13 protein-coding genes are annotated in these 11,620 nt (G+C 65.8%); 4 read left to right on the top strand and 9 right to left on the bottom strand.

Going from position 1 to position 11,620, the window contains the following annotated elements:
• Positions 1–90 precede the first annotated feature (90 nt).
• Positions 91–1,155, bottom strand: coding sequence for an AlgP family protein (locus IAE37_RS28220; RefSeq protein WP_201178735.1), 1,065 nt, complete (start codon positions 1,153–1,155; stop codon positions 91–93).
• Between the two features lie 213 nt (positions 1,156–1,368).
• Between IAE37_RS28220 and IAE37_RS28225 the strand changes: the two genes are divergently transcribed.
• Positions 1,369–2,022 carry an FKBP-type peptidyl-prolyl cis-trans isomerase gene (locus IAE37_RS28225; RefSeq protein ID WP_201178736.1) on the top strand — a complete coding sequence of 218 codons (654 nt, stop codon included), beginning with the start codon at positions 1,369–1,371 and terminating at the stop codon, positions 2,020–2,022.
• Here IAE37_RS28225 and rsd read toward each other — a convergent pair.
• The 7 genes from rsd to IAE37_RS28260 form a co-directional block, all read right to left on the bottom strand.
• On the bottom strand, positions 2,019–2,501 hold the full coding sequence (gene rsd / locus IAE37_RS28230) for a sigma D regulator (protein ID WP_201178737.1): 483 nt from the start codon (positions 2,499–2,501) through the stop codon (positions 2,019–2,021). The two genes, IAE37_RS28225 and rsd, sit on opposite strands and share 4 nt — an antisense overlap.
• A gap of 230 nt (positions 2,502–2,731) precedes the next feature.
• Entirely contained in the window at positions 2,732–3,232 is a 501-nt protein-coding gene (locus tag IAE37_RS28235) for a disulfide bond formation protein B (RefSeq protein WP_201178738.1), read from the bottom strand.
• 220 nt (positions 3,233–3,452) lie between these two features.
• On the bottom strand, positions 3,453–4,691 hold the full coding sequence (locus IAE37_RS28240) for a heme biosynthesis protein HemY (protein WP_201178739.1): 1,239 nt from the start codon (positions 4,689–4,691) through the stop codon (positions 3,453–3,455).
• Entirely contained in the window at positions 4,688–5,788 is a 1,101-nt protein-coding gene (locus IAE37_RS28245; protein ID WP_201178740.1) for a uroporphyrinogen-III C-methyltransferase, read from the bottom strand. The genes IAE37_RS28240 and IAE37_RS28245 overlap by 4 nt, the downstream gene beginning before the upstream one ends.
• Positions 5,789–5,826: 38 nt before the next feature.
• Positions 5,827–6,594 carry a uroporphyrinogen-III synthase gene (locus IAE37_RS28250; protein ID WP_201178741.1) on the bottom strand — a complete coding sequence of 256 codons (768 nt, stop codon included), beginning with the start codon at positions 6,592–6,594 and terminating at the stop codon, positions 5,827–5,829.
• Positions 6,591–7,532, bottom strand: a complete 942-nt coding sequence (hemC, locus tag IAE37_RS28255; protein WP_201178742.1) for a hydroxymethylbilane synthase — start codon at positions 7,530–7,532, stop codon at positions 6,591–6,593. The genes IAE37_RS28250 and hemC overlap by 4 nt, the downstream gene beginning before the upstream one ends.
• Before the next feature lie 108 nt (positions 7,533–7,640).
• On the bottom strand, positions 7,641–8,384 hold the full coding sequence (locus IAE37_RS28260; protein ID WP_201178743.1) for a LytR/AlgR family response regulator transcription factor: 744 nt from the start codon (positions 8,382–8,384) through the stop codon (positions 7,641–7,643).
• 307 nt (positions 8,385–8,691) lie between these two features.
• On the opposite strand from IAE37_RS28260, the gene argH reads away from it, so the two are divergent.
• Positions 8,692–10,086 carry an argininosuccinate lyase gene (gene argH / locus IAE37_RS28265; protein WP_201178744.1) on the top strand — a complete coding sequence of 465 codons (1,395 nt, stop codon included), beginning with the start codon at positions 8,692–8,694 and terminating at the stop codon, positions 10,084–10,086.
• A gap of 61 nt (positions 10,087–10,147) precedes the next feature.
• Here the strand turns inward: argH and IAE37_RS28270 are convergent, their stop codons facing one another.
• A complete protein-coding gene (locus tag IAE37_RS28270; protein WP_201178745.1) occupies positions 10,148–10,810 on the bottom strand; it encodes a glutathione S-transferase in 663 nt (220 codons plus the stop codon).
• Between the two features lie 141 nt (positions 10,811–10,951).
• Here IAE37_RS28270 and IAE37_RS28275 point away from each other — a divergent pair, with 141 nt between their 5' ends.
• Positions 10,952–11,260, top strand: a complete 309-nt coding sequence (locus IAE37_RS28275) for a hypothetical protein (protein ID WP_201178746.1) — start codon at positions 10,952–10,954, stop codon at positions 11,258–11,260.
• A gap of 65 nt (positions 11,261–11,325) precedes the next feature.
• Positions 11,326–11,571 carry a TIGR02647 family protein gene (locus IAE37_RS28280; RefSeq protein WP_201178747.1) on the top strand — a complete coding sequence of 82 codons (246 nt, stop codon included), beginning with the start codon at positions 11,326–11,328 and terminating at the stop codon, positions 11,569–11,571.
• Positions 11,572–11,620: the final 49 nt, after the last annotated feature.

Here is an 11,620-nt window from a genome sequence, read left to right on the forward strand (position 1 = left end):
CACCAGAACGGATCGCGGGCGGGGGGGGGCCCCGGGCCGGCCGGGGGCCCCCCCCGGGCTTTCCAACGGGGGCGCCGCGGCCAGGGGGCTTCAGGAGGCCGAGGACGGCGCCTGAGCCGGGGTGCTGGCGGGTGTCGCCGCTGACGCTGCCGGGGTAGCCGAGTGGGTTACCGGGGCGCTGGCTGCCGGGGTGGCTGCAGGCTTGGTTTCGGCAGGCTTGGCGGCCACCGGTTTGGCAGCTGCTGGCTTGGCCGGCGCCTTGGCAGCTGGCTTGGCGGCGGGTTTCGCTGCGGCCGGCTTGGTGGTGGTCGCCTTGGCTGGAGCCTTGGCGGCAGCCGGTTTGGCAGCGGCTTTGGCTGGGGCCTTGGCAGCAGCTGGTTTGGCAGCAACCGATTTTGCAGCAGCTGGCGCCTTGGCGGCAGCGGACCGGGCCGGAGCCTTGGCGGCAGCTGGCTTGGCGGCAGCGGCGCGGGTAGCAGGCTTGGCAGCGGCGGCCTTGGCGGGCGTCTTGGCAGTTGCAGGTTTGGCAGCGGCGGTACGAGCCGGTGCCTTGGTGGCAGCGGTTTTCGCAGCTGGCTTGGCGGCGGCAGGTTTGGCGGCAGCCTTCGCTGGAGCTTTCGCGGCAGCAGGTTTGGCCGCAGCGGGCTTGGCGCCAGCACGGGCCGGTGCCTTGGCAGCGGCAGGCTTGGCAGCGGTGCGCGCAGCCGGCTTGGCGGCGGCACGGGCAGGCGCCTTGGCCGCAGCTGGCTTGGCAGCGCGCTGGTCGAGGGCCTTGGCGGCAGCCTCACGCACCTTGCCAACACCCTGGGCCAATTTCAGGCTTTCCTGGGCATCACGCTTGAGTTGCTGAATGTACCCGCGGGTCTGGGTCTGACGATCCTTGAGGGAATCGAGCAACTCCTCGAGTTCGCCAACGGCTTTTTGCGCCTTGTTCTGCGCCTTGGCTTTACCTGCCTTGGCCGCGTCCTGCAACTTCAGGCGACCGGTGTGCAGTTTTTCCTGTGCCTTGCCACGCTGCTTTTCCAACTTGGCCAGCAGTTTCTCTGCGTCCGCCAGCGCTTGAGAGCAGGCATCTTCCAAATGCTCGAGCAGGCTGCCCGAAAGTTGTTGGAGCAGGTGTAACGGCGTACTTACTGGCTTCTTCTTGGCCGACATGGTTTACCTCCTGGCTGACGAGATTGCGGCTCATACTATGCTTCTGCTGCTACCGCCGCTAGGGCATGTTGACAGTATTGTTTGCGCCGCGTTGCATGCCTGGGCAAAGTTGTTATCTTGCAGCTCCGAGCAAGTGTAGTTGCTCAACACCTCATTGCCGATATTTAGCCCAATCACTTTATTGCGCGCATCCGTCAATTGCCTGGAGTTGTCATGCCCCGTTCTCTGGTTCTCGGCCTGTGCCTGGTCGCGCCCTTCGCCCTGGCCAACCCCGATACCGCCCCTGCCAGCGACCAAGACCTGGCCTACAGCCTCGGCGCAAGCCTGGGCGAACGCCTGCGCCAGGACATGCCTGGGCTGCCGCTGGACGCCTTGGTGGAGGGACTGCGCCAGGCCTACCAGGGCCAGCCGCTGAAACTCGACAACGCCCGCATGCAGGCCATTCTGCAAGCGCACGAAGCGCCGTCGAACGGCGAGGACGTGGCCACACTGCAGGCAGCCGAGACGCGCTTCCTGGCCAACGAGCGGGCCCGTGCCGGGGTACACGAATTGCCCGGGGGCGTGCTTTACAGTGAATTGGCCAGCGGTGCGGGCGCGCAGCCGAAAGCGGGCGGCAAGGTACAAGTGCGGTATGTGGGCAAGTTGCCGGATGGCTCGGTATTCGACCAGAGCCTGCAACCGCAATGGTTCGGGCTGGACTCGGTGATCGAAGGCTGGCAAGTGGCGTTGCCGCGCATGAAGACAGGTGCCAAGTGGCGCCTGGTCATTCCGTCGGCGCAGGCCTATGGCGCGCAGGGGGCGGGCGACCTGATCGCGCCCTATACCCCACTGGTGTTCGAGATCGAATTGCTGTCGGTGGCGGACTAGCCCAGGGCGTCGACCTGTGCGGCGCCCTCTTCCTGATGGGCGTTGTGCAACACTTCGATCAGGCAATCTTCCAGCTCGAAGCGCTCGTGCAACAAGCCACCGAGCTTGCCGAGCTTTTCGGCGAAACGGTTGGGGTCGGTGCATTCGCCTTTCTCGCAATGGTCATTGAAGGCCAGTGCGATCTGGGTGATGTCGTTGATCCGCGGGTTGATCTCCTCGGCAAGCTTCAGCGCTTTTTCATCCCCGAACGCCTTGGCCTCGGTGACCAATTGCTCGCTGACCTCAAAATGCCAAGCCGACACATAATCGACCAGCACCGCACAGAAGTCGCGATTCTTGTCCTTGTCGGCGAACGCCGGCCTGGCATCGCGCAGCGTGCGAAAAGCCTGGACCAACTCATTGCGCTCTTCGAGCCAACGATCGATCAGCTTGTGGACCCCACCCCAGCGCTCCTGGGCGTTCTGGCAACTATCGAGCATGGCGATCTCATCCCTTCTGGATAGATGCCGCTGCACCTCGCACCACGACCGTGCAGCACAAAGGTGACATCAGCAGGACGGCATCGAGCAGTTGTAATATCGGTATACGTGCTGCGAGATTATTCCCGCGCGTGCTGGCCTTCAAGGTACGCAGCGGACAAAGTTCATACAAGCGTTTAATGCCTTTTCCGTTCACCACTGGTCGCGCAATGCCTTGGCATTGTTACAGATCATGCCTTGGCCAGTGCCCGCAGGCGATAGGCAAGCAGATAGGTCAACGGCATCGATGCCAACAGCAAGAACGCCATCAGGCTCCACTCCGGAAGTGTCAGGTCGATGAAGCTCCAGGTCAGCGAGCCGCAATCCGAGCCATTCCAGAGCAAGGCCTTGGCAGCCTCGTACCAGGGTTGCTCGAACACCCGCCGCAACGGCTCTGGGCAAGCCATGCTGACCGCCCCCTGCAACCACACATGCCGAGCCGCCAGCGCCGCGCCTGCGAGTGCGCAAGACAGCGCGACCACCATGTAGCGCCGGACATGCTTGCCCCGGGGGCCCAGCAGCAAGGCCAGGAGGCAGACCAACACGTAACTGCCGAGCAGCACCCGCTGACTGAAACAGAGCGCGCACGGCACCAGATCCAAGGCCGCTTCAAGGTAGAACGACGCCACCAGCATCGCCAGGGAGGCGAGACAGGCTGGAAAAAAACGGGTACGAAGACGGGCCGGCAACATGGGCGGAGAAGGTCCGGGGATCGAAGTTTGGCCTGAGACGGTAGTTGAAAGGCGCACTTTGTTTCAAGGCGCTACGGGGAAGGCAAATCGACTGAACGGGATGGAAACTTCCGATCACGAAGTAGGACGCACCCTAGGAGCCGTCTCGCAGAACCCACCCTGCCCGCTGGATAAGTTACTCACCCAGCAGCCCGCGTGCGTACGCGGGCTGCTGGGTGCGTCAGGCTCGAACGTGTTCCGGCAGCGGCAAGGCCAGCAGGCGCTCATCCAGCAGGCCAAGCCCCTCCTGGAACAGCTGGTTGCTGCGCTCGGTCTCGCCGAGGCCGGCCAGCAGGCGGGCAAGTTCGGCGCAAGTCTCGGGGTTGCGCTCCAGGCCCAGGCTGCTTTCGAGGTAGTCACGGGCCTTGCCCCACAGGCGGTTCTGCAGGCTCAGGCGACCCAGGGTGAGCAGCAGGCTGGGGTCTTGCGGGTGCGCCTTGAGCCAGCCTTCGGCGGTCTGCAACTGACGGGCCGGGTCGGCACCGCGCACCAGGCCGTACAAGCGCGCCAGGTGGCTTTCGTACTCACGCTTGAGCGCCGTACGCAATACCTCCTCGGCTTCGCCCTGAGCGCCTGCCTGACGCAGCTGCTCGGCATACGCCAGGACCAGTTGCGGCTCCTGGCGCTGGGCGTTGCTCAGCTGCTGCCAGGCCCGCTCCAGCGCCTGGCGCGCGGTCTGTGCGTCCTCGCCACGGGTGGCTGCCAGGCTCAGGTTCTGGCCCCAGGCGCGTTGCTCAAGCTCAGCCAGCTCCTTGGCCGGCAGCACCTTGTGCTTACGCAGGTCAGGCAGCAGGCGGATCAGCGCCGACCAGTCGCCACGTTCCAGGTACAGGCGCTGCAACAGGCGCAACACCTGGCCGTTGTGCGGGTGACGCTCTTGCATCGCCAGCAGGGTCTCCAGGGCGCCATCGGACTCGCCGCGGTCCATCTGCAACTGCGCGTGGGTCAGGGCGATGGCCAACTCGGCCTGGGGCTGGCGCTCCAGGGCACGCTCGAGCAGGTTGTCGCTGTCTTGGCTACGCCCTTGTTCGTTGGCCGCCCGGGCGGCGCCGAGGTAGTAGAGCAGCGGCTGGCGCTCGGCCTCGGCGGCGCGGTGCAGGTGGCGCTGGGCACTGGCCCAGCGCCCCTCGGCGAGGTCCAGCTGGCCTTGTTCGATGGCCAGGCGCACCCGCCGGGTGCGATTGCGCCGCGACCAGGGGTTGACCACACCGCTGGAGGTCAGCACCAGGCCCACCAGGTAACGTACCAGCCACAGCAGCAGCACGATCGCCACCAGGGCGACCAGAGCCGCCCACAGCCCCGACTGATAGCGGAAACCACCATAGGCGATCATCACGTAGCCACTGTGTTTGGCCACCGCGATGCCCAGTGCCGCGGCGACCACGATCGCCAGCACCGCCAACAGGTAGACGCGCTTCATGGCTTGGCCCCCTCACCTTCGGCCGGCAGGTGGCGACGCTGGATGTAGGCCTGCACCGCGGCCAGACTGTCGCTCAGGTCAGGGGTGACCACCGACACCGGCTGCTCGGCCAGGGCGTTGAGGCTTGCGAGCATGGCCTGGCTTTGCGGGTTGTCGGCATTGAAGTTGGCCAGCAGCACGCTGCGCGCATCGTCCAGGGCCTGGGTGTAGACCTTGGCCTCGCCATTGAGCGCCGCCCACTGGGCCTGCTCGATGGTCAGGCTCAGGGCCAGGCGCAGTTGATTGAGCGACTGCCCGGCCAGCAGCGGCCGCACGTTGTCGTCAGCGTTGAAGTCGATCTGGAAGTACTTGGAGATTTCCGCCCACCACTGCGACCAGCGGCTGGCGCCGTCGCCGTCGGAGGTCAGCGCGCCCAGGGCATCGGCGTTGCTGTCGAATTCCAGTGCCTGGGCACTGAGCTGCTGCACCAGCTCACGCTGGGCGGCCAGTTTGAGGAACAGACCGGTACGGTCCGGTTGCTCGGTGCTGGCGAGCGTGGCCAAGCTGCGAGCCAATGCCTCGCGGGCGGCAAAGGCCCCCGGGTCGCTCTGCTCGCGGAGGATCTCATCGGCACCTTCGACCAGGGCCTTGGCGCTGGTGATGTCCTGCAGCGCCGACAGGCGCAGGGTGGCCAGGCGCAACAGGTGCTCGGCCTCGGCCAGGCGCCATTCCTTGCGGCTCTCGCCCAGCACCGTCTCCAGGCGCTGGCTGAGGCGCTGCTGGTCGCCCTGCAACTGTGCCACCAGGCGGCGGCGGTCTTCCAGCTCGCTGGCCGCTGGCAGGCTGGCCAGCTGTTCGCTGATCTGCTGCTCGCGCTGCTGCAAGCCGGCGGCACGCTGGCTCAGCGCTTCGAGGTGCTGGCCCTGGCTCACTTCGCTGCCTTGCAGTTGCCGCACCTGCCAGACACCCCAGCCGCCGACCGCGACCCCGGCCGCCCCTACCAGCAGGGCGAGCAAGGCCAGGCCGCTACCGGTACGTTTGGCAGGTGCGACGGTATCGGATTGCGCCGGCTCCTGGGCCGACGGCTGTTCATTGTTGGGCAAGACCGTTTCGCTCACGTATCCATCCTTTGCATGGGAGGCACTCGCTCAGTGCCTTAGGAGGCAGGTGCAGCGCTGCGCTGCACGGCTGCCAGCAAGGCCGCGGCGCTGGCGCCACGGCAATCCACAACCTGTCGGGCCCCGGCGGCCCGGGCCTGTTCGGCGACCCGAGGGCTCGGCACGAAGAGGGTCAGGCCCGCTACCTGCGGCCAGTCGACCCCCGCCAGCTGGCGCAAGTGTTCAAGACCCTGCCCACTGCTGACCACCAGGCCATTGAGGCGTTCCGCTTCGATGCACCGCATCAGCGTGCCTGGCGGGTACTCCGGCAGGCGGCGGCGATACAGTTCCAGATATTCGACACTAGCACCTTGCTCTCCAAGACGCTCTGCCAGCAGTTCGCGACCTCCGACACCGCGCACGATCAGCACCCGCGCCCCAGGCACGGCGACAGCCTGGCGCAGGGTGGGGTTGGCGAGCAAGGCTTCGCTGTCGTCGCCCTGGCTCGGGAAGGTCACCTCCAGGCCCGCAGCCTGGAGCACCCCGGCGGTGGCCTCGCCGACACTGAACCAGCCTGCCGGCGGCGGTTGCACGCCGGTTTCGGCAAGCCGTTCGAGTAACAACCTGGCCGCCGGCTTGCTGACCACGATGATCGCCCGGCAGGCAGCCAGCGTCGCCAGCAGCTCGCGCCGAGGTGCATCCAGCGCTACCGGCTCGATCGCCAGCAGGGGCAGGCTCGCATTGGCCACGCCCTGCGCCGCCAGGTACTGCGCCAGTGCCGCGCAGTCCTCGTCAGGCCGGGTCAGCAACAGGCGCCAGGGGCTCACGGATGCCCGGCCTCGCCGTAGACTTCCTTGAGGATGGCCTCGGCGCCCTGACCCAGCAGGTCCTCGGCCACCTGCACGCCCAGTGCCTCGGCAGCGGCGCGCGGGGCACGGGCATCGGCGACCAGCAGGGTGCCGCCGCTTGGCTGGCCGACCAGGCCACGCAGCCACAGTTGCTCGCCTTCGAGCACCGCATAACAGGCAATGGGCACCTGGCAGCCGCCGTTCAGGCGTTTGTTCAGGGCACGCTCGGCCACCACCCGGTCGGCGGTGTCGAGGTGATGCAACGGCGCCAGCAGCGCATGGATCTCATGGTCGGCGCTACGGCATTCGATACCCACGGCGCCCTGGCCGCCCGCCGGCAGGCTGTCGTCGACGCTGATGCTGGAGGTGATGCGCTGTTCGAAGCCGAGGCGGATCAGGCCCGCCGCCGCGAGGATGATGGCGTCGTATTCACCGGCATCGAGCTTGGCCAGGCGGGTGTTGACGTTGCCGCGCAGGAAACGGATTTCCAGGTCGGGCCGACGCGCCAGCAACTGCGCCTGGCGACGCAGGCTGGAGGTGCCGACCACGCTGCCTGCTGGCAGTGCGTCGAGGCTGGTGAAATGATTGGAAACAAAAGCGTCACGCGGGTCTTCACGCTCGCAGATGCAGTACAGCCCCAGGCCTTCAGGGAAGTCCATGGGCACATCCTTCATCGAATGCACGGCGATGTCGGCCTCGTGGTCGAGCAGCGCGGTTTCCAGCTCCTTGACGAACAGGCCCTTGCCGCCAATCTTGGCCAGCGGGGCATCGAGCAGCTTGTCGCCGCGGCTGACCATCGGCACCAAGGTGACCTGCAGGCCGGGATGCGCTTGCTCGAGGCGGGCTTTGACGTATTCGGCCTGCCACAGGGCCAGGGCACTTTTACGGGTGGCGATGCGGATTTCGCGAGTGGACATGGAACGCCCCGATGCAGAGAAATGCCGCCGATGATAACAGCTCCGTCGGCATCGGTAGGAGCGGCCTCGTGCCGCGAATGGGCCGCGCAGCGGCCCCTACCGCAGGCGTCAAAGCGTCTGCATCATCTTGCGCACACCTGCCACATGCCGACGGCTCACGGTCAGCGCATCACCATCCAGGCCCTTGAGATACAGCTGGAAGTGCCCGAGCGGCGTGCGCTGCAAGCGCTCGATGCGTTCACGCGCGACCAGCGCATTGCGGTGGATGCGCACGAAACGCTCGCCAAATTCGTCTTCCAGGGCCTTGAGCGGCTCGTCGAGCAGCACCTCGCCAGACTCGTGACGCAAGGTGACGTACTTGTGATCGGCAATGAAATAGATGACCTGGGGCAAGGGAATCAGCTCGATGCCCTTGCGCGTTCGCGCACTGATATGGCTGCGTGGGCCGCCCCCTTCGTTGGCCGGGCGGGTCAGCGCAGCCAACTGGGCACGGTTGGGTTTATCGGCCTTGCGCAGGGCATCGCGCAGGGCCTGGGTCTGGATCGGCTTGGTCACATGGCTGAGGGTACTGTCCCTGAAGGCCTCGACGCCGTATTCATCGTCGCCGGTGCAGAACACCACCGCCGGTGGCGCTTCGCGTTCGCACAGGCGCGCGGCGACTTGCAGGCCATCCAGGCCCGGCATGCCGATGTCCAGCAGGACGACATCGGGCTTGAGGCTTTCGATCAGGGCCAAGGCCTCCTCGCCGTTGGTGGCGCTGGGCTCCAGCACGGTGTAACCCTCCAGCTCCGCCAGTAGCCGGGTCAGGCGTTCGCGGGCTTGGGGTTCATCATCAACGATCAGGACATTCATAGTTGCTCTGGATTCCTGAGTGAGTCTCGCACAGGGTAAGCGTAGACAGATGCAGGTCGAGCGACACTGCGGTCACGCTCTAGACCGGTGCGAAGGCCAAAGATTCACTGTGCCGGCAGATTCGCTGCCAGTCTCTTGTCCAACTGTAGACGGTCCGTGGAACACTGCCGTTCAATCGGTAAATATCCCTGGTGGCCGACTTCACGGGATTTCCGTCCATTTCTCACGACCGACGCCCTGCGGCCGGGGCTTCAACCCTGTTATCATCGGCGGCACTTTTTCGTTCACGCCTTCAACGAGTGAATCCATGAGCACCGACAAGACCAATCAGTCCTGGGGCGGCCGCTTCAGTGAACCCGTCGACGCATTCGTCGCCCGCTTCACCGCCTCGGTCGACTTCGACAAGCGCCTGTACCGCCACGACATCATGGGTTCGATCGCCCACGCCACCATGCTGGCGCAGGTCGGCGTCCTCAGCGATGCCGAACGCGACACCATCATCGACGGCCTGAAGACCATCCAGGGCGAAATCGAGGCCGGCACCTTCGACTGGCGCGTCGACCTCGAAGACGTGCACATGAACATCGAGGCACGCCTGACCGACCGCATCGGCATCACCGGCAAGAAGCTGCACACCGGTCGCAGCCGCAACGACCAGGTGGCCACCGACATCCGCCTGTGGCTGCGCGACGAGATCGACCTGATCCTCGCCGAAATCACCCGCCTGCAGGAAGGCCTGCTGGAGCAGGCCGAGCGCGAAGCCGCGACCATCATGCCGGGCTTCACTCACCTGCAGACCGCCCAGCCAGTCACCTTCGGCCACCACCTGCTGGCCTGGTTCGAAATGCTCAGCCGCGACTACGAGCGCCTGGTCGACTGCCGCAAGCGCACCAACCGCATGCCCCTGGGCAGCGCCGCGCTGGCCGGCACCACCTACCCCATCGACCGTGAACTGACCTGCCAGCTGCTGGGCTTCGAGGCCGTCGGCGGCAACTCGCTGGACAGCGTCTCGGACCGCGACTTCGCCATCGAATTCTGCGCTGCCGCAAGCGTGGCGATGATGCACCTGTCGCGCTTCTCCGAAGAGCTGGTGCTGTGGACCAGCGCCCAGTTCCAGTTCATCGACCTGCCCGATCGCTTCTGCACCGGCAGCTCGATCATGCCGCAGAAGAAGAACCCGGACGTGCCGGAGCTGGTACGTGGCAAGAGCGGCCGTGTATTCGGCGCCCTCACCGGCCTGCTGACCCTGATGAAAGGCCAGCCGCTGGCCTACAACAAGGACAACCAGGAAGACAAGGAGCCGCTGTTCGACGCCGCCGACACCCTGCGCGACTCGCTGCGGGCCTTCGCCGACATGATCCCGGCCATCAAGCCACGCCATGCGATCATGCGCGAAGCGGCCCTGCGCGGCTTCTCCACCGCCACCGACCTCGCCGACTACCTGGTGCGTCGCGGCCTGCCGTTCCGTGATTGCCACGAGATCGTCGGCCATGCCGTGAAGTACGGCGTCGACACCGGCAAGGACCTGGCCGAGATGAGCCTCGAGGAACTGCGCCAGTTCAGCGACCAGATCGAGCAGGACGTGTTCGCCGTGCTGACCCTGGAAGGTTCGGTGAACGCCCGTGACCACATCGGTGGCACGGCCCCTGCGCAGGTACTGACCGCCGTGGTACGCGGCAAGGCCCTGCTGGCCTCGCGCTAGGGTTGCTCGCCCCAACATCGGGGCTCGATACAAGGAGCGGCCTCGCGCCGCTCCCACCCAGTCAGCGCTTGCCGCTGCGAATCAACTCCATGAACGCCGGCATCGCCGCATCCTTGTCCGCGCGGATTCGCGCCATGTGCGGGTTCTCCCCGAGCAACTCGAGCAGCGCCTTGGCCTGCGGGAAGTCCGCCAGGAAGTCGATGTTCAGCACCTTCTTGCCCACCGCACAGGCAAGGTCCACCGAGAAGCAGAACATCAGGTCGGCCAGGGTCAGTTGCTCACCCGCCACGTAGGGCGCGAAGCGCCCATTGCGCTTGAGGGTGGCAAAGCCGGCCAGCAGCTCGGCGCGCGCCCGCTCCTTGATCAGCGACTCCACCGGCGCGCCGAAGAACGACTCGGGGTAACAGGTTCGCGCCGGCAGCTCGATGTACAACTCGATTTCCTTGAGCAGCTCGCGCACCTTGGCCTGGCCGAACGCATCGGCGGGCAGCAGCGCCTTGCCGCCCTGGGTCTGCTCGATGTAGTCGAGGATCACGCTGGTCTCGCTGAGAAAACCCTGTTCGGTCTCCAGCACCGGCACCTTGCCCCGCGGGCTGACTTCCAGCGCGTTGGGCGCCTGCCCGCCGTAGAACGTCACTTCCTCGAACGGCAGGCCCTTTTCCAGCAGTGCCAGCTTGACCATGTTGTAGTAGTTGCTGACCGAAAATCCGTGAAGCTTGAGCATGGGGTTACAGCCTCCAGGCCGTGTGGGGATGGCCGGCCTTTTATAGACCGATCGAACGCCCCTGGCCAGCTTCATGCACCCGGTCGATGACCCGCCATTGCCGGCATGGCACACTGTGTGTCCACCTACAGGAGTACCGCCATGAGCGAGCCCAGCGACATCGAGAATGACGACGACGAATCCTTCGTCGAGGCGACCCTGACCGAGGCCATCGAGAACCAGATCGAAAGCGGCGACCCTGCTGTGGCCAAGGCCGTGTTCAACAAGCTGACGCTGGTCGGCTATGAGCGCGACGACATCCTCAACCTGATGGCCCACGTGCTGGCTATCGAGATCGACAACATGCTCACCGGGGACCGCGACTTCGACGGCGAGTGGTACGAAGCGGCTCTGCGTGCCCTGCCCGAGCTGCCACCTGAGGCAGGTCAAGGCGACATCGACGAAGCCTGACTACACTCCAGGATCAGGCACCCCTTGGTGGTGCCGCCATCCTCGTCCAGACGTCAGGAGTCGCCATGTCCTTCACCCCCGAGTTGGTCGCCGAACTGGAAGTACTCGCTCTGTTCAACCTGGACAGCAGCCAGGAAGGCATCAAGATCCACAACAATGCATCGCCCTCGCTCGTTGCCGCCGCGCAACGCCTGTATGACAAACAGCTCACCGACCAGCCGGATGGCGGGTATCTGACCAGCCTTGGGCATGATGCGGTGGAGAGCGTGCAGTTGCTGCTGAACATTCTGAAAGCGCCGCAGCCGGCCTGAATCTGTTCCGGCCCCTTCGCGGGGGGGGGGGGGGGGGGGGGCCACCCCC

It is taken from the genome of Pseudomonas sp. S31, assembly GCF_016648105.1.
In the GTDB taxonomy this organism is placed as follows: Bacteria; Pseudomonadota; Gammaproteobacteria; order Pseudomonadales; family Pseudomonadaceae; genus Aquipseudomonas.

Excerpts from the sequence above, each read along its gene's own strand:
- IAE37_RS28225 (WP_201178736.1), top strand. The coding sequence starts at position 1,369 with ATGCCCCGTTCTCTGGTTCTCGGCCTGTGCCTGGTCGCGCCCTTCGCC.
- rsd (WP_201178737.1), bottom strand. The coding sequence starts at position 2,501 with ATGCTCGATAGTTGCCAGAACGCCCAGGAGCGCTGGGGTGGGGTCCAC.
- hemC (WP_201178742.1), bottom strand. The coding sequence starts at position 7,532 with ATGTCCACTCGCGAAATCCGCATCGCCACCCGTAAAAGTGCCCTGGCC.
- IAE37_RS28235 (WP_201178738.1), bottom strand. The coding sequence starts at position 3,232 with ATGTTGCCGGCCCGTCTTCGTACCCGTTTTTTTCCAGCCTGTCTCGCC.
- IAE37_RS28270 (WP_201178745.1), bottom strand. The coding sequence starts at position 10,810 with ATGCTCAAGCTTCACGGATTTTCGGTCAGCAACTACTACAACATGGTC.
- IAE37_RS28240 (WP_201178739.1), bottom strand. The coding sequence starts at position 4,691 with ATGAAGCGCGTCTACCTGTTGGCGGTGCTGGCGATCGTGGTCGCCGCG.
- IAE37_RS28260 (WP_201178743.1), bottom strand. The coding sequence starts at position 8,384 with ATGAATGTCCTGATCGTTGATGATGAACCCCAAGCCCGCGAACGCCTG.
- IAE37_RS28275 (WP_201178746.1), top strand. The coding sequence starts at position 10,952 with ATGAGCGAGCCCAGCGACATCGAGAATGACGACGACGAATCCTTCGTC.
- IAE37_RS28280 (WP_201178747.1), top strand. The coding sequence starts at position 11,326 with ATGTCCTTCACCCCCGAGTTGGTCGCCGAACTGGAAGTACTCGCTCTG.
- IAE37_RS28220 (WP_201178735.1), bottom strand. The coding sequence starts at position 1,155 with ATGTCGGCCAAGAAGAAGCCAGTAAGTACGCCGTTACACCTGCTCCAA.
- argH (WP_201178744.1), top strand. The coding sequence starts at position 8,692 with ATGAGCACCGACAAGACCAATCAGTCCTGGGGCGGCCGCTTCAGTGAA.